At 45.8% G+C, this 15,767-nt stretch carries 17 protein-coding genes; 12 read left to right on the top strand and 5 right to left on the bottom strand.

Features of this window, described 5'->3' with window-relative positions; translation table 11 throughout:
• Positions 1-36: 36 nt before the first annotated feature.
• Together hslO and hslR are read right to left on the bottom strand one after the other, a co-directional pair.
• Positions 37-930 carry an Hsp33 family molecular chaperone HslO gene (gene hslO / locus ACED28_RS05125; protein ID WP_009848029.1) on the bottom strand — a complete coding sequence of 298 codons (894 nt, stop codon included), beginning with the start codon at positions 928-930 and terminating at the stop codon, positions 37-39.
• 18 nt (positions 931-948) lie between these two features.
• The gene (gene hslR / locus ACED28_RS05120) at positions 949-1,335 is read right to left on the bottom strand and encodes a ribosome-associated heat shock protein Hsp15 (protein ID WP_012603005.1); all 387 of its coding nucleotides are present in this window, start codon (positions 1,333-1,335) and stop codon (positions 949-951) included.
• Positions 1,336-1,614: 279 nt separating this feature from the next.
• Between hslR and gspC the strand changes: the two genes are divergently transcribed.
• The 12 genes from gspC to ACED28_RS05060 all read left to right on the top strand — a co-directional run bounded on the left by gspC (position 1,615) and on the right by ACED28_RS05060 (position 13,239).
• A complete protein-coding gene (gene gspC / locus ACED28_RS05115; protein ID WP_371709439.1) occupies positions 1,615-2,538 on the top strand; it encodes a type II secretion system protein GspC in 924 nt (307 codons plus the stop codon).
• A gap of 41 nt (positions 2,539-2,579) precedes the next feature.
• Positions 2,580-4,604 (top strand): type II secretion system secretin GspD, encoded by a 2,025-nt coding sequence (gene gspD, locus ACED28_RS05110; RefSeq protein WP_009848026.1) that lies wholly within the window; start codon positions 2,580-2,582, stop codon positions 4,602-4,604.
• Positions 4,604-6,106, top strand: a complete 1,503-nt coding sequence (gene gspE / locus ACED28_RS05105; protein WP_371709438.1) for a type II secretion system ATPase GspE — start codon at positions 4,604-4,606, stop codon at positions 6,104-6,106. The genes gspD and gspE overlap by 1 nt, the downstream gene beginning before the upstream one ends.
• 1 nt (position 6,107) lies before the next feature.
• Positions 6,108-7,328 (top strand): type II secretion system inner membrane protein GspF, encoded by a 1,221-nt coding sequence (gene gspF / locus ACED28_RS05100; RefSeq protein ID WP_371709437.1) that lies wholly within the window; start codon positions 6,108-6,110, stop codon positions 7,326-7,328.
• 88 nt (positions 7,329-7,416) lie between these two features.
• Positions 7,417-7,860: a type II secretion system major pseudopilin GspG gene (gene gspG, locus ACED28_RS05095; protein ID WP_009848023.1), complete on the top strand. Its 444-nt coding sequence runs from the start codon at positions 7,417-7,419 to the stop codon at positions 7,858-7,860.
• Between the two features lie 99 nt (positions 7,861-7,959).
• Positions 7,960-8,553: a type II secretion system minor pseudopilin GspH gene (gene gspH / locus ACED28_RS05090; protein WP_371709436.1), complete on the top strand. Its 594-nt coding sequence runs from the start codon at positions 7,960-7,962 to the stop codon at positions 8,551-8,553.
• Positions 8,540-8,929 (top strand): type II secretion system minor pseudopilin GspI, encoded by a 390-nt coding sequence (gene gspI / locus ACED28_RS05085; protein WP_076667666.1) that lies wholly within the window; start codon positions 8,540-8,542, stop codon positions 8,927-8,929. The genes gspH and gspI overlap by 14 nt, the downstream gene beginning before the upstream one ends.
• Positions 8,916-9,701, top strand: coding sequence for a type II secretion system minor pseudopilin GspJ (gene gspJ / locus ACED28_RS05080; protein WP_371695152.1), 786 nt, complete (start codon positions 8,916-8,918; stop codon positions 9,699-9,701). The genes gspI and gspJ overlap by 14 nt, the downstream gene beginning before the upstream one ends.
• On the top strand, positions 9,685-10,734 hold the full coding sequence (gene gspK / locus ACED28_RS05075) for a type II secretion system minor pseudopilin GspK (protein WP_371709435.1): 1,050 nt from the start codon (positions 9,685-9,687) through the stop codon (positions 10,732-10,734). Before gspJ ends, gspK begins: the two co-directional genes overlap by 17 nt.
• A complete protein-coding gene (gspL, locus tag ACED28_RS05070; RefSeq protein ID WP_371709434.1) occupies positions 10,703-11,950 on the top strand; it encodes a type II secretion system protein GspL in 1,248 nt (415 codons plus the stop codon). The genes gspK and gspL overlap by 32 nt, the downstream gene beginning before the upstream one ends.
• 19 nt (positions 11,951-11,969) lie before the next feature.
• Positions 11,970-12,452, top strand: a complete 483-nt coding sequence (locus ACED28_RS05065; RefSeq protein WP_009848017.1) for a type II secretion system protein M — start codon at positions 11,970-11,972, stop codon at positions 12,450-12,452.
• 7 nt (positions 12,453-12,459) lie between these two features.
• Positions 12,460-13,239, top strand: a complete 780-nt coding sequence (locus tag ACED28_RS05060) for a type II secretion system protein N (protein WP_102257549.1) — start codon at positions 12,460-12,462, stop codon at positions 13,237-13,239.
• A gap of 121 nt (positions 13,240-13,360) precedes the next feature.
• Here ACED28_RS05060 and cysQ read toward each other — a convergent pair whose 3' ends face one another.
• The 3 genes from cysQ to nfuA all read right to left on the bottom strand — a co-directional run bounded on the left by cysQ (position 13,361) and on the right by nfuA (position 15,706).
• Entirely contained in the window at positions 13,361-14,188 is an 828-nt protein-coding gene (gene cysQ / locus ACED28_RS05055) for a 3'(2'),5'-bisphosphate nucleotidase CysQ (RefSeq protein WP_009848015.1), read from the bottom strand.
• 36 nt (positions 14,189-14,224) lie between these two features.
• Positions 14,225-14,776, bottom strand: a complete 552-nt coding sequence (gene nudE / locus ACED28_RS05050; RefSeq protein WP_009848014.1) for an ADP compounds hydrolase NudE — start codon at positions 14,774-14,776, stop codon at positions 14,225-14,227.
• A gap of 345 nt (positions 14,777-15,121) precedes the next feature.
• Complete coding sequence (gene nfuA / locus ACED28_RS05045) at positions 15,122-15,706, bottom strand: Fe-S biogenesis protein NfuA (protein ID WP_009848013.1); 585 nt, start codon at positions 15,704-15,706, stop codon at positions 15,122-15,124.
• Positions 15,707-15,767 lie beyond the last annotated feature (61 nt).

Raw genomic sequence — 15,767 nt, 5'->3', positions numbered from 1 at the left:
TTTGGGGTAAATTACGTGTTTTTGGTACGCCGTAAATTAATGAACCGTATTGCTGCCTTTATCTGCTGCTTCTGCATACAGAGCGTCAACATCATTCTTGTCGAACGAGTAGTTTGTGCCACAGTAATCGCAGTGTAGAGCAACGCTACCTTCCGTGCTAAGAATGTCGTAGATCTCTTCTTGAGCGACAGTAATGATAGCGGCACCGCTTCGGTCACGTGAACAACCACAGAAGAATTCAACCGGTTGTGGTGTGAACAGTTGTACTTTCTCTTGGTTGTACAAACGGTAAAGCAGTTCGTTTGCTTCTAGAGTGAATAGCTCTTCATTTTTAACTGTGTCAGTTAGCTGCTCTAGGTGCTCGAAGTCGTCTGGCGTACCAGTGCCGTCTGGCATCACTTGTAGCAACATACCAGCAGCGTGTGCTTTACCTTCATGCTCGCCCGTGCGCAACCATAGACGTGTCTTTAGTTGTTCAGAGTTTGCGAAGTAACCTTCAAGGACTTCAGCTAAAGTGTCACCTTCAAGACCAACGATACCTTGGTAACGCTCACCTTTCTTAGGATCGATAGTGATCACTAGGTGACCTTTACCTATTAGATCGTGCAGGCCAGCGTCGTCGGCAATGTCGCCATCAAAGCGAGCAACGCCACGGATCTTCTGATCGTTATCGCCATTGATAACAGCTAGAGATACAGGGCCATCACCTTGCAGTTGCATCGTGATAGAGCCTTCAAACTTTAGAGTCGCTGTTAGTAGCGTCGTTGAAACCAGTAGCTCACCCAACAGCTTTTGTACTGGCGCTGGGTATTCCTTGCTAGAAATAATCTGTTGGTACGCTTCGTCCATCTGTACCAATTCACCACGAACTGATAGGTCTTCAAATAGGTAGCGATTTAAAACATTACTTGTAGACATTGGGTTGGCCATTTGGCTATTCCTTCTAGCTTATTGAGTCTTGAACTTGATGATGTCACGACGTTGCTTTTTATCTGGGCGACGTTCTGGTGCTGGGCTATGAGCGTTCAGTTTACGTTGTGTTGCAAACTCTTCTCTCTTTGCCAAGCTCTCGGTGGTTTCTTCATAGAGGGTTTGAGCTATAGGAGCTCCACCACGATGGGCCGAGATTTTCTCGATTGTCACCGTCTTTTCTTCATTACCTTGGCGCAGGGTAATCACTGCTCCAAGTTCGACAATTTTACTTGGCTTGCTGCGCTGACCATTATAGTGGACTTTGCCACCATCGACCATATTGCGAGCAATAGACCGGGTTTTGTAAAAACGAGCTGCCCACAACCATTTATCGAGTCTGACAGCTTCATTAGTAGTTTTCATATAGGGCTGTGCCTTATTAAGTGAGAAATGAATGCGGTTTAACTGTAATGAACAGTGCGCAACATGCTTTTAATTACATTAAGTAGAAGCTTAAAGTGGAGGCGGTTGGCATTTTTTTCAAGTCATAATACAAAATAGCCATGTAATGCCGCTTTATAGATTTACTATGATATAGTTCAGGATCTTATGCTTAAATAAGCTTGGTATCGAACGAATGAATAAAAAAGCTGAAAGTTTAATGATTTGCAGCATTTGTCGTCATGAAAAGGGGCAAGGAAAGTGAACTTTTTAGAGCTCAAGAATCGCGCAGGAAATTCTCCTGTGTTGAGCCGCTTATTAGAAAATGGATTTGTACTTCAGCAGAAACTAAGCCTAGCGATGTGTTGTATGTTGATTGCAGCTTCTGCATGGATTTTAGGACAGCTTGCATGGTTTATTGAACCTGCTGAGCAAACCGTCGTGCCTTGGAAAGCAACAGCTTCATCGTCTTCTACTCCTCAATCGACCCTTGATATCTCTTCTTTGCAGCGGAGCAACCTTTTTGGTGCCTATAACCCAACAACGCCAGTTGTGGTTGAACAGCAAGTTATCCAAGATGCGCCAAAGACACGATTAAATCTAGTTTTGGTCGGTGCTGTTGCCAGTTCTAATCCAAAGCGGAGCTTAGCGGTGATTGCCAATCGCGGTACGCAGGCGACCTACGGAATTAATGAAGAGATAGAAGGCACTAGAGCTAAGCTTAAAGCCGTATTAGTCGATCGTGTGATTATTGATAACTCAGGTCGAGACGAAACCTTGATGCTTGAAGGTATTGAGTACAAGCGTTTAGCTGTCTCAGCCCCTGCGCCACCTCGCGCTTCTTCTTCGGTTCGTGGTAATAACCCTGTTTCAGCAGAACAGAAGCTAGATGAAATTAAAGCGAAGATAATGAAAGATCCGCAACAAATCTTCCAATATGTTCGACTGTCCCAGGTCAAGCGCGACGATAAAGTGATTGGTTATCGAGTGAGTCCAGGCAAAGATTCAGAACTTTTTAACTCAGTAGGGCTCCAAAACGGAGATATCGCGACTCAGTTAAATGGGCAAGACCTGACAGACCCCGCTGCTATGGGCAACATATTCCGTTCTATCTCAGAGCTGACAGAGCTAAATCTCGTCGTCGAGAGAGATGGTCAACAACATGAAGTGTTTATTGAATTTTAAAACTTTGCGTCTAACGAAGGACGAAAGTGTAGGAGAAGTACGTGAAGCATTGGTTTAAGAAAAGTGCATGGTTATTGGCAGGAAGCTTAATCTGCACACCCGCCGCCATCGCGAGTGATTTTAGTGCTAGTTTTAAAGGCACTGATATTCAAGAGTTTATTAATATTGTTGGTCGTAATCTAGAGAAGACGATCATCGTCGACCCTTCGGTGCGCGGAAAAATCGATGTACGCAGCTACGACGTGCTCAATGAAGAGCAATATTACAGCTTCTTCTTAAACGTATTAGAAGTGTACGGCTATGCAGTCGTTGAAATGGACTCGGGTGTTCTTAAGATCATCAAAGCGAAAGATTCTAAAACCTCGGCAATCCCCGTTGTTGGCGACCGTGATTCGATCACAGGCGACAGCGTTGTAACTCGTGTTGTGACGGTTCGTAATGTCTCGGTTCGTGAGCTATCTCCTCTGCTTCGTCAACTGAATGACAACGCGGGCGCGGGCAACGTGGTGCACTACGATCCTGCAAATATCATCTTGATTACCGGCCGTGCGGCGGTTGTAAACCGTTTAGCAGAGATCATCAAGCGTGTAGACCAAGCGGGTGATAAAGAGATTGAGGTCGTTGAACTAAAGAATGCTTCCGCCGCGGAGATGGTGCGTATAGTCGATGCACTAAGTAAAACCACAGATGCTAAAAACACCCCTGCCTTCCTGCAGCCTAAATTAGTTGCCGATGAGCGTACCAATGCAATTCTTATCTCAGGCGACCCTAAAGTACGCAGTCGTTTAAGAAAGTTGATTGAACAGCTTGATGTTGAAATGGCGACTAAGGGTAACAACCAAGTTATCTACCTTAAATACGCAAAAGCGGAAGACTTAGTCGATGTGCTGAAAGGCGTGTCTGACAACCTGCAATCAGAGAAACAAACATCAACCAAAGGCAGTTCATCGCAGCGCAACCAAGTGATGATTTCGGCTCACAGCGATACTAACTCGTTGGTGATTACCGCACAGCCAGACATCATGAACGCGCTGCAAGACGTGATCGCTCAACTCGATATCCGTCGTGCTCAAGTTTTGATTGAAGCCTTAATTGTTGAAATGGCAGAAGGTGACGGCGTTAACCTGGGTGTGCAGTGGGGCAACCTAGAAACGGGTGCCATGATTCAGTACAGCAATACCGGTGCATCGATTGGCGGTGTGATGGTGGGTCTAGAAGAAGCAAAAGACTCGACAACAACTAAAGCGGTTTACGATAAGGATAATAATTTCCTACGTAATGAAACCACGACAGAAAAGGGTGACTATTCAACGTTAGCATCTGCTCTTTCTGGCGTTAATGGTGCTGCAATGAGTGTGGTTATGGGCGACTGGACAGCGTTGATCAGTGCGGTTGCGACCGATTCAAACTCAAACATTCTGTCTTCTCCAAGTATCACGGTGATGGATAACGGCGAAGCGTCGTTTATCGTTGGTGAAGAGGTGCCCGTTCTAACCGGTTCTACAGCAGGTTCAAGCAACGATAATCCATTCCAAACGGTTGAACGTAAAGAAGTGGGTATTAAGCTAAAAGTCGTGCCGCAAATCAATGAAGGTGACTCGGTTCAACTGCAAATAGAACAAGAAGTATCGAACGTATTAGGGGCAAACGGGGCAGTAGATGTTCGTTTTGCTAAGCGTCAGCTAAATACGTCAGTGATTGTTCAAGATGGTCAAATGCTGGTGTTGGGGGGCTTGATTGACGAGCGTGCACTGGAGAGTGAGTCTAAGGTCCCATTCTTGGGTGATATTCCTGTTCTTGGACACCTGTTCAAATCAACCAGTACTCAGGTTGAGAAAAAGAACCTAATGGTATTTATCAAGCCAACCATTATTCGTGATGGCATGACAGCCGATGGTATCACGCAACGCAAATACAACTTTATCCGTGCTGAGCAACTGTACAAGGCAGAGCAAGGCTTGAAACTAATGGATAACGATAATATTCCAGTACTTCCTAAGTTTGGCGATAGCATGAATCATCCTGCTGAAATCCAAGCCTTCATCGACCAAATGGAAGCAGAATAATGGCTGAATTGGTAGGGGCGGCACGTACTTATCAGCGCTTGCCGTTTAGCTTTGCGAATCGCTACAAGATGGTGTTGGAATATCAGCACCCGGAGCGCGCGCCAGTACTTTATTATGTTGAACCTCTGAAATCGGCGGCGATCATTGAAGTGAGCCGTGTTGTGAAAAATGGCTTCACGCCACAAGCGATCAGCGCAGACGAATTTGATAAAAAACTGACGGACGCGTATCAGCGTGACTCGTCGGAAGCTCGACAGTTAATGGAAGATATTGGTGCCGACAATGACGACTTTTTCTCGTTAGCGGAAGAGTTGCCACAAGACGAAGACTTGCTTGAATCAGAAGACGACGCACCGATCATCAAGTTAATTAATGCGATGTTGGGTGAGGCGATTAAAGAAGGCGCTTCGGATATTCATATCGAAACCTTCGAAAAGTCACTGTCGATCCGTTTCCGTATTGATGGTGTGCTGCGCGATGTATTAGCACCAAGCCGTAAGTTGGCTCCGCTGTTGGTTTCGCGTGTCAAGGTTATGGCTAAGCTGGATATTGCGGAAAAACGCGTGCCACAAGACGGTCGTATTTCTCTACGTATCGGTGGCCGAGCGGTTGATGTGCGTGTATCTACCATGCCTTCTTCACACGGTGAACGTGTGGTAATGCGTCTGTTGGATAAAAACGCCACTCGCCTAGATCTACACAGTTTGGGTATGACGGCAGAGAACCACGAGAACTTCCGTAAACTTATTCAGCGCCCACACGGTATTATCTTGGTTACCGGTCCTACGGGGTCGGGTAAATCAACGACCTTGTACGCTGGTCTGCAAGAACTCAACAGTAACGAACGCAACATCCTTACCGTTGAAGACCCAATCGAATTTGATATTGATGGTATTGGTCAAACACAGGTAAACCCTAAGGTTGATATGACCTTTGCGCGCGGCTTACGTGCGATTCTTCGTCAAGATCCCGATGTGGTAATGATTGGTGAGATCCGTGATTTAGAGACTGCTGAGATCGCTGTTCAAGCCTCTTTGACGGGTCACTTAGTCATGTCGACTCTTCACACCAATACGGCAATCGGTGCGATCACGCGTCTGCGTGATATGGGCATTGAACCTTTCTTGATCTCTTCTTCTCTGCTGGGTGTTTTGGCTCAGCGCTTGGTTCGTACTCTGTGTAACGACTGTAAAGAACCTTACGAAGCCGATAAAGAACAGAAAAAGCTGTTTGGTATGAAGAAGAAAGAGAGCCTCACACTTTACCATGCAAAAGGGTGTGAAGAGTGTGGCCATAAAGGTTATCGAGGTCGTACCGGTATTCATGAGCTACTGATGATTGACGATTCGGTACAAGAGCTGATTCACAGTGAAGCTGGTGAACAGGCAATTGAGAAAGCGATTCGTGGCACAACCCCAAGTATTCGAGATGATGGCTTGAGCAAAGTTCTGAAAGGGGTAACGTCCTTAGAAGAAGTGATGCGAGTGACTAAGGAAATCTAGTATGGCGGCATTTGAATACAAAGCGCTGGATGCCAAAGGTAAGAGCAAAAAGGGTTCGATTGAAGCGGATAATGCTCGTCAGGCTCGCCAACGTTTAAAAGAACAAGGTTTAATGCCGGTTGAGATGACCGAAGCTAAGGCGAAAAATGCGAAAGGTACTCAGCCTTCGACCAGCTTTAAGCGTGGTATCAGTACGCCAGATCTTGCGTTGATTACTCGTCAAATATCCACGCTCGTTCAATCAGGTATGCCGCTAGAAGAGTGCTTGAAAGCGGTAGCTGAGCAGTCTGAAAAGCCACGTATTCGAACTATGTTACTGGCAGTCCGATCTAAAGTGACAGAAGGTTATTCGCTAGCGGATAGCTTGTCTGATTACCCGCATATCTTCGATGAACTGTTTAGGGCCATGGTTGCGGCGGGTGAGAAGTCTGGTCACTTAGATGCGGTATTGGAGCGACTGGCCGATTACGCAGAAAATCGTCAGAAGATGCGCTCTAAGCTGCTACAAGCGATGATCTACCCTGTGGTTCTGGTGGTGTTTGCGGTGACGATTGTTTCGTTCCTGTTGGCAACCGTGGTACCTAAGATCGTCGAGCCTATTATCCAAATTGGCCAAGAGCTTCCTCAGTCGACACAATTTTTATTGGCATCGAGTGAATTTATCCAGAATTGGGGCATCCAATTACTGTTGTTGATCATTGGTGTGATTGTGTTGATTAAGACCGCGCTAAAAAAGCCGGGTGTTCGCATGAACTGGGATCGCAAACTATTAAGTATTCCGCTGATCGGCAAGATTGCGAAAGGGATCAATACCTCTCGTTTTGCACGAACACTCTCAATTTGTACCTCGAGTGCGATTCCAATCCTTGAAGGGATGAAGGTCGCGGTTGATGTGATGTCGAATCAACATGTGAAACAACAAGTATTACAGGCTTCAGACAGTGTTAGAGAAGGCGCAAGCTTACGTAAAGCGTTGGATCAAACCAAACTCTTTCCACCGATGATGCTGCATATGATCGCCAGTGGTGAGCAGAGTGGTCAGTTGGAACAGATGCTGACAAGAGCGGCAGATAACCAAGACCAAAGCTTTGAGTCGACGGTCAATATCGCGTTAGGCATTTTCACCCCAGCGCTTATCGCGTTGATGGCCGGTTTGGTGCTGTTTATCGTGATGGCGACACTGATGCCGATGCTTGAAATGAACAATTTAATGAGTGGATAACGTACTGCTCATCAGACGTTAGTTTTTGGATTATCGAGAAGAAGGGCATTATTACCTTCAACTCGCTATCTGTAATTTGGAGAAAATAATGAAAAATAAAATGAAAAAACAGTCAGGCTTTACTCTATTGGAAGTGATGGTTGTTGTGGTTATTCTTGGTGTTTTAGCTAGCTTTGTTGTTCCTAACCTTTTGGGTAACAAAGAGAAGGCGGATCAACAGAAAGCCATCACGGATATCGTGGCGCTAGAGAACGCGCTAGATATGTACAAACTGGATAACAGTGTTTACCCAACAACGGATCAAGGCCTTGATGGATTGGTTTCTAAGCCAAGCAGTCCAGAGCCTCGTAACTACCGTGACGGTGGCTACATTAAGCGTCTGCCTAACGACCCATGGGGCAATGAGTACCAATACCTAAGCCCTGGTGACAACGGTACGATTGATATCTTTACTCTTGGCGCTGATGGTCAAGAAGGCGGTGAAGGTATCGCTGCGGATATCGGTAACTGGAACATGCAGGATTTCCAATAAGCTTCGGTTTATTGTCGCTTGATAAGTTCCTGTTGGTGAACAGTTCGTGTTAGTTGATACGTTATTGATGGTAAGACGTAAACAGATGGAGTCTCCAAGGTGAAAACTAAGCAAACACAGCCAGGTTTCACCTTGATTGAGATTCTTTTGGTGTTGGTATTACTGTCAGTAACTGCGGTCGCGGTGATCGCGACTATTCCGACCAATAGCAAAGATGTCGCTAAAAAGTACGCTCAAAGCTTCTATCAACGAGTTCAATTACTCAATGAAGAGGCTATTTTGAGTGGCTTGGATTTTGGCGTTCGTGTCGATGAAAAGAAATCGACTTACGTTCTGATGGCGCTTAAGTCAGAAGGTTGGCAAGAAGTCGAATTTGAAAAAATCCCCTCTTCAACTGAATTACCGGAAGAAGTCGCGTTGTCACTGACTTTAGGTGGTGGCGCATGGGAAGACGATGATCGTTTGTTCAATCCCGGAAGCTTGTTTGATGAAGATATGTTTGCGGATCTTGAAGAGGAAAAAAAGCCCAAGCCACCTCAGATATACATCTTGTCGAGTGCTGAAATGACGCCATTTGTATTATCGTTTTATCCAAATACCGGAGACACCATACAAGATGGTTGGCGTATTCGAGTGTTGGATAATGGTGTGATTCGACTGCTAGAGCCGGGAGAAGAAGATGAAGAGGAATAACCGTTCACCTTCTCGTGGTATGCCTCTTGGTTCTCGAGGAATGACTCTGCTTGAAGTATTAGTTGCGCTTGCTATCTTCGCTACGGCGGCGATCAGTGTGATTCGTGCTGTCACCCAACACATTAATACCCTCAGTTATTTAGAAGAAAAAACCTTCGCGGCGATGGTTGTTGATAACCAGATGGCCTTAGTCATGCTGCATCCTGAGAAGCTTAAAAAAGCGCAGGGCACGCAAGAGTTAGCAGGAAGAGAGTGGTTCTGGAAGGTGACTCCCATCGATACCAGCGATAATTTATTAAAGGCGTTTGATGTGAGTGCGGCAACCAGTAAGAAAGCTTCTCCAGTGGTCACGGTGCGCAGCTATGTGGTCAATTAAAAGCGTGTGGTTAAGTAAAATCGTGTCGTTAGCGAAGAGCAAATCGCTAAGTAAAAGCATGTCGGCAAATAAGCATACGCCGCGTAAACAAGGTATATCTTCAAAAGGGAGAGGCTTTACTTTAATCGAAGTTTTGGTTTCGATTGCCATCTTTTCCACGTTAAGCATGGCGGCTTATCAGGTGGTAAATCAGGTCCAACGAAGCAACGAACTCTCTATTGAGCGCAGTGCTCGTTTAAATCAACTGCAACGCAGTTTAGTCATTTTAGATAATGATTTTCGCCAGATGGCGGTACGACAATTTCGTACCAATGGTGAAGAAGCATCATCTAAGCTGATCCTAATGAAAGAGTATTTACTGGATTCCGACAGTGTTGGCATCATGTTTACTCGCCTTGGTTGGCACAACCCACAGCAGCAGTTCCCTCGCGGAGAAGTCACCAAAGTAGGCTACCGCATAAAAGAGGAAACGCTTGAGCGTGTATGGTGGCGTTACCCCGATACACCTGCCGGCCAACAAGGTGTGATTACTCCTCTGCTTGATGATGTTGAGAACCTGGAGTTCGAGTTTTATGACGGAAGCCGCTGGGGCAAAGAGTGGCAAACCGATAAATCACTGCCTAAAGCGGTGAGACTTAAGCTGACACTGAAAGATTACGGTGAGATAGAACGTGTTTATCTCACACCAAGTGGCGCCTTAGATCAGGTCGATGATTCTTCAAACAGTGACTCTTCAGGCAGTAATGAGGGGAATAATGATTCATCAAACTAATAAGCCTGCACTGACAAGGTCTGCTGTGGGGCGTAAACAGCGTGGTGTCGCGCTGATCATTATTCTGATGCTTTTGGCGATCATGGCAACCATAGCTGGCAGTATGTCGGAGCGTCTGTTTACGCAATTCAAACGCGTTGGCAATCAACTGAATTACCAACAGGCTTACTGGTATAGCATTGGTGTAGAAGCACTTGTCCAAGACGGTATTAGGCAAAGTTATAAAGATAGTGATACGGTGAACTTAAGCCAGCCATGGGCGTTAGAGGAGCAGGTGTACCCATTGGATTATGGCCAAGTTAAAGGGCATATCGTTGATGCGCAGGCTTGTTTCAATCTTAATGCGCTCGCTGGGATTACGACGACATCAAGTAACCAACCCCCTTATTTAGTGAAGGTTTGGCAAACCTTACTGGAAAACCAAGATGTGGAGCCTTATCAGGCTGAGGTTATCGCAAATTCAAGTTGGGAATTTCTGGACTCTGATACTCGAGCCACCTCTTCTGCGGGGGTAGAAGACAGCACTTATGAGGCGATGAAGCCAGCTTATTTGGCGGCGAATGGCTTAATAGCGGATGAATCGGAGCTGCGAGCCGTTTATCAGGTCTCTGGTGAGGCAATGGAAAAGGTACATCCATTTATTTGTGCTTTGCCCACTGATGATTTCCGATTAAACGTGAATACCATCTCGGAAAAGCAGGCATCTTTACTGGAAGCAATGTTTGCACCCGGTCTAAGTGAATCGGACGCCAAACAGCTGATAGACAAGCGCCCATTTGATGGCTGGGATTCGGTGGATGCGTTTATGGCTGAGCCTGCTATTGTTGGTGTGAGTGCAGAAGTCAGCAAACAAGCGAAAGCATATTTAACTGTAGATAGCGCCTATTTTGAGCTAGATGCAGAGGTATTAGTTGAGCAGTCTCGTGTACGTATACGAACGCTTTTCTATAGTAGTAATAGAGAAACAGTGACGGTAGTACGCCGTCGTTTTGGAGGAATCCGTGAGCGAGTTTCTGACCGTTCGACTGAGTAGCGAGCCACAAAGCCCAGTGCAGTGGTTGGTTTGGTCGACAAGCCAACAAGAAGTGATAGCAAGTGGTGAGCTGTCTAGCTGGGATCAGCTTGATGAGTTAACGCCTTACGCTGAAAAGCGTAGCTGTATCGTTTTATTGCCGGGAAATGAGTGCTTAATTAAGCGTGTTGAAATTCCGAAAGGTGCTGCTCGCCAGTTCGACTCTATGCTGCCATTTTTGTTAGAAGACGAAGTGGCACAAGATATCGAAGACTTACATCTAGCCATTTTAGATAAAGATGCAACGCACGCTACTGTGTGTGGTGTAGATCGCGAGTGGTTAAAACAAGCTTTAGACCAGTTTCGCAAAGCCAATATTATTTTCCGTAAGGTGCTACCAGATACACTAGCCGTGCCTGTTGAAGATCAAGGCATCAGTGCATTGCAAATCGATCAGCATTGGCTATTACGTCAAGGTCACTCTCAACGTCAAGGTAACTATCAAGCCGTATCAATCAGCGAAGCATGGTTAGCGATGTTTTTGCAAAGTGATTGGGTTGTGGCTGACGACGAAGACCAACCTACGACTATCTTCAGCTATACCGCAATGCCGAGCGACGATGTACAGCAGCAAAGCGGTATGGAATGGCAAGCAAAGCCTGCGGAATTGGTGATGTCCTTATTGAGCCAACAAGCGATCACAAGCGGCGTAAATTTACTGACTGGCACCTTTAAAACCAAATCTTCTTTCAGTAAATATTGGCGTGTATGGCAGAAGGTGGCGATTGCTGCTTGCTTGCTGGTGGCCGTGATTGTGACTCAACAAGTGTTGAAGGTGCAGCAATACGAAGCACAGGCACAAGCCTATCGCATGGAGAGTGAGCGTATCTTTAGAGCCGTTCTGCCAGGCAAACAACGAATTCCTACAGTAAGCTACCTTAAGCGTCAGATGAATGATGAAGCTAAGAAATACGGTGGCTCAGGCGATGGTGACTCCTTACTTGGTTGGTTAGCATTGCTGCCAGAAACGTTAGGACAAGTGAAATCGATCGAAGTCGAAAGCATTCGCTATGATGGCAGTCGCTCTGAAGTTCGATTACAAGCTAAAAGCGCTGATTTTCAACATTTTGAGACGGCTAAAGTGAAACTTGAAGAGAAGTTTTCCGTTGAACAAGGGCCATTGAACCGTAATGGCGATGCCGTATTTGGCAGTTTTACCCTTAAGCCCCGTCAGTAACTGCGCAAGGAGATCAGTGATGAGAAATATAATTGAGCCACTCCAAGCGTGGTGGACTTCAATAAGTCAAAGAGAGCAACGATTAGTCGTTGGTTGCTCAATTTTATTGGTAGTAGGTATCATTTATTGGGGGCTAATACAGCCCCTCAGTCAGCGAGCTGAACTGGCACAGAGTCGCATTCAAAGTGAAAAGCAACTACTGGCTTGGGTTACCAATAAAGCCAATGAGGTGGTTGAACTAAGAGGCAATGGTGGCATTAGTGCTAGTCAGCCTCTGAATCAATCCGTGCCCGCATCTATGCGTCGCTTCAAGATTGAATTGATACGAGTGCAACCACGTGGCGAGATGCTGCAAGTGTGGATTAAACCTTTGCCATTTAATCAATTTGTTGATTGGCTGACATACCTGAAAGAAAAGCAGGGTGTTGAGGTTGAGTTTATGGATATTGATCGCTCTGATAGCCTTGGGGTTATTGACGTCAACCGACTACAGTTTAAATGAGGTTAATGTGAAACGCGGTTTATCTTTTAAGTATGGTTTGTTATTTAGCAGCATCTTTATCGTTTTTTTCTCGGTAAGTTTGTTGCTGCACTTGCCGGCTTCTTTTGTTCTCAAACATGCGCCCGTTGTACGTGGTTTAAGCATTGAAGGTGTTGAGGGTACGGTTTGGCAAGGTCGCGCTAACAATATTGCGTGGCAGCGTGTCAATTACGGCTCAGTGCAGTGGGACTTCCAGTTCTCTAAACTATTCCAAGCCAAAGCAGAACTTGCAATTCGCTTTGGTCGTAACAGCGACATGAACTTATCTGGTAAAGGGCTTATCGGGTATAGCATGAGCGGTGCTTACACGGAAAACTTAGTGGCATCAATGCCAGCTAGTAACGTGATGAAGTATGCGCCTGCTATCCCAGTGCCAGTGTCTATTGCAGGACAAGTTGAACTGACTATCAAACATGCGGTTCATGCTCAACCTTGGTGTCAATCGGGTGAAGGTACGCTTGCTTGGTCGGGCGCTGCGGTTGATTCTCCGGTTGGCTCGTTAGATTTTGGCCCTGTGATTGCTGACATCAGTTGTGAAAACAGCACTGTTTCAGCGAAAGGTAATCAGAAGAGTGCTCAAGTTGATAGTGAGTTTTCTGCGAGTGTAACGCCAAATCAAAGCTACACCTCGGCTGCATGGTTTAAGCCGGGCGCTGAATTCCCACCTGCGATGCAGAGTCAGCTTAAGTGGTTGGGCAACCCTGATAGCCAAGGTAAATACCAATTTACTTATCAAGGCCGTTTTTAGCTAAATAGCTAAGGGTTACTAAACGACGAAATATAAATAAAACGGGCACCTCAGTGAGGTGCCCGTTTTATTTGTTCTGAGAATCTAGAGGATATCTGACGGTTAAAGAGAGCAAACAAGCCTAGTCTTTGCCTTGTAAGATTTCTGCCCACGGTAAGTCAGCATCACCAAGTACAATGAAGTTCGGGTTCTCAAGCGTCTCTCTTTCATTGTACGAAAGCGGCTCTAACTGGGTACTTAAGATTCGTCCGCCAGCTTCTTCAACAATGCACTGGGTTGCTGCGGTATCCCACTCTCCGGTTGGTCCAATACGTAGATAACAGTCCACAGCACCTTCTGCGACTAAACATGCCTTAAGCGCAGCAGAGCCAAGAGGAACTAAGTCGTAGTTCCAAGCAGAGCTCATACGATTAGTGATACGATTGATGTCTTGGCGACGGCTGATTGCCATCGCGATCGATTGGTTTGGTAGCTCGTGACGGTGCGTTTTGATTTTAACGCTGTCATTAAGGTCTGGAATTTTCCATGCACCTTTACCACTGTAAGCGTAATAACTCACACCTGAAACCGGTGCGTACACGACGCCCATTACCGGCTTGTTGTGTTCGATTAGGGCTATGATTGTCGCGAAATCGCCACTTCGTGCGATGAATTCCTGTGTTCCGTCCAGCGGGTCAACCAACCAGTAGCGATCCCATTGAGAACGTTGCTCTAGGCTGATATCAGCGGCTTCTTCCGATAACACCGGAATATCAGGTGTCAGTTCGCTAAGTTTTTTCGAGATCAGTTTATGAGCGGCGAGATCAGCACTAGTGACGGGCGTATCATCACTCTTGGTAAACTCTTCGTAATCTTTTTTCTCGTAGATCTCTAAGATCAGTTGCCCAGCAGAGCGAGCAATCTCAATGACAGAGGGCAGCAGGTGAGACAAATCTTTTGTTATTGGCATAAATATTCTCTTACTCTTCGAGTGATTCTGACTGTTTTAATTATTGTTTAATACGCGAAGGGCTAATAGTAGGGCGGTAATACTGCGAGCCTCACAGAAGTCTAGATGCGTTAACAGTTCTTCGGCTTGAGCAAGTGGCCAGCGCACAATGTCTAGTGGCTCTGGTTCATCACCTTCTAGTTTCTCTGGGTAGAGCTCTTCTGCGATAAACAGCGTCATCTTGCTAGAGAAATAAGAGGGTGCAAGGATCACTTCTTTTAGAGGAGTCAGCTTGTTGGCACCAAAGCCAATCTCTTCTTTTAGTTCACGAACGGCGGCTTCATTTGGTTGTTCGCCTGGATCAATTAGACCTTTTGGGAAGCCGAGTTCATAGCGCTCTGTACCCGCAGCGTATTCACGCACTAACAGAATATCGCCTTGTTCAGTAATCGGAACCATCATGACTGCGTTTCGGCCGCTGGGCTTCATACGTTCGTAAGTGCGCTCTTCACCGTTTGAAAAGCGTAAATCGAGAGACTCGATAGAGAACAGTTTTGATTGAGCGACAGTTTGCTGAGCCAAAATTTCTGGTTTGGTCCTTTTTGTCATTGCGCTCACTCCTTAACTCATTGGAATTCTTTCTTATAAAGTCATTCTAATATAGGGGAAATGACGGTGAGTTCCTAGATCCTAGCTTTCATATCCTAGAATTATTGGAGCAGGAACCGATTGCGATCACTTGAATACCTTACTGCAAATGGTAACGCCTCACTATTGTTGGCATTGAACGGGAAATATACGGTTCAGGAGTGCTTCTGCTGTTTTAAACACAAAAAAAGGTTGATGCTTGCGCATCAACCTTTTGATTGAATCTTTAACTACCTACTGGCTAAGACTGTATGAGTACTTAGCCGTAGGAGCACTTAGTTGTAAAGTGCCTAGTAGTAAAAATGATTAGTAGTAAGAGTGCTCACCGCGATCGTGTTCAGTTGCATCACGAACGGCTGTCAATTCACCTTCGAATTGTTGAAGAAGTTCTTTCTCGATGCCTTCTTTTAGCGTTACATCAACCATAGAACAACCGTTACAACCACCGCCGAATGCAACGATAGCAGCACCTTCTTCAGTGATCTCTACTAGGCTAACGTGACCGCCGTGGCCAGCAAGCTGTGGGTTCACTTGGGTTTGGATTGCATACTCAACACGCTCTATCAGAGTTGCGTCGTCTGATACTTTACGCATTTTAGCGTTTGGTGCTTTAAGTGTTAGTTGAGAGCCCATTTTGTCAGTCACGAAGTCAATCTCAGCTTCGTCTAGGAATGGCAGGCTTAACTCATCTACGTATGCAGAGAATGCTTCGAAAGACAGTTTTGTATCAGACGCTTCGATAGCATCTGTTGGGCAGTAAGAAACACCACACTCAGCGTTTTGTGTGCCTGGGTTTACCACGAACACACGAATGTTTGTACCTTCAGGCTGCTGTGACAGCAGATTGGCAAAGTGAGTTTGAGCTGTTTCTGTAATAGTAATATTTGACACGACGAATACCTGAGTAGATTTGTAGGTTATTAGCGCCATTCTACTCCTGTCAGACTTGTAT

The sequence above is a fragment of the Vibrio sp. 1F253 genome (assembly GCF_041439295.1).
In the GTDB taxonomy this organism is placed as follows: domain Bacteria; phylum Pseudomonadota; class Gammaproteobacteria; order Enterobacterales; family Vibrionaceae; genus Vibrio; species Vibrio tasmaniensis_A.
The sequence above is the reverse complement of the archived record's forward strand: the minus strand, read 5'-3'. Positions and strand labels throughout refer to the sequence as shown.

Excerpts from the sequence above, each read along its gene's own strand:
- ACED28_RS05065 (WP_009848017.1), top strand. The coding sequence starts at position 11,970 with ATGAGAAATATAATTGAGCCACTCCAAGCGTGGTGGACTTCAATAAGT.
- gspE (WP_371709438.1), top strand. The coding sequence starts at position 4,604 with ATGGCTGAATTGGTAGGGGCGGCACGTACTTATCAGCGCTTGCCGTTT.
- nudE (WP_009848014.1), bottom strand. The coding sequence starts at position 14,776 with ATGACAAAAAGGACCAAACCAGAAATTTTGGCTCAGCAAACTGTCGCT.
- hslR (WP_012603005.1), bottom strand. The coding sequence starts at position 1,335 with ATGAAAACTACTAATGAAGCTGTCAGACTCGATAAATGGTTGTGGGCA.
- cysQ (WP_009848015.1), bottom strand. The coding sequence starts at position 14,188 with ATGCCAATAACAAAAGATTTGTCTCACCTGCTGCCCTCTGTCATTGAG.
- gspJ (WP_371695152.1), top strand. The coding sequence starts at position 8,916 with ATGTGGTCAATTAAAAGCGTGTGGTTAAGTAAAATCGTGTCGTTAGCG.
- hslO (WP_009848029.1), bottom strand. The coding sequence starts at position 930 with ATGGCCAACCCAATGTCTACAAGTAATGTTTTAAATCGCTACCTATTT.
- gspI (WP_076667666.1), top strand. The coding sequence starts at position 8,540 with ATGAAGAGGAATAACCGTTCACCTTCTCGTGGTATGCCTCTTGGTTCT.
- gspK (WP_371709435.1), top strand. The coding sequence starts at position 9,685 with ATGATTCATCAAACTAATAAGCCTGCACTGACAAGGTCTGCTGTGGGG.
- gspF (WP_371709437.1), top strand. The coding sequence starts at position 6,108 with ATGGCGGCATTTGAATACAAAGCGCTGGATGCCAAAGGTAAGAGCAAA.
- gspG (WP_009848023.1), top strand. The coding sequence starts at position 7,417 with ATGAAAAATAAAATGAAAAAACAGTCAGGCTTTACTCTATTGGAAGTG.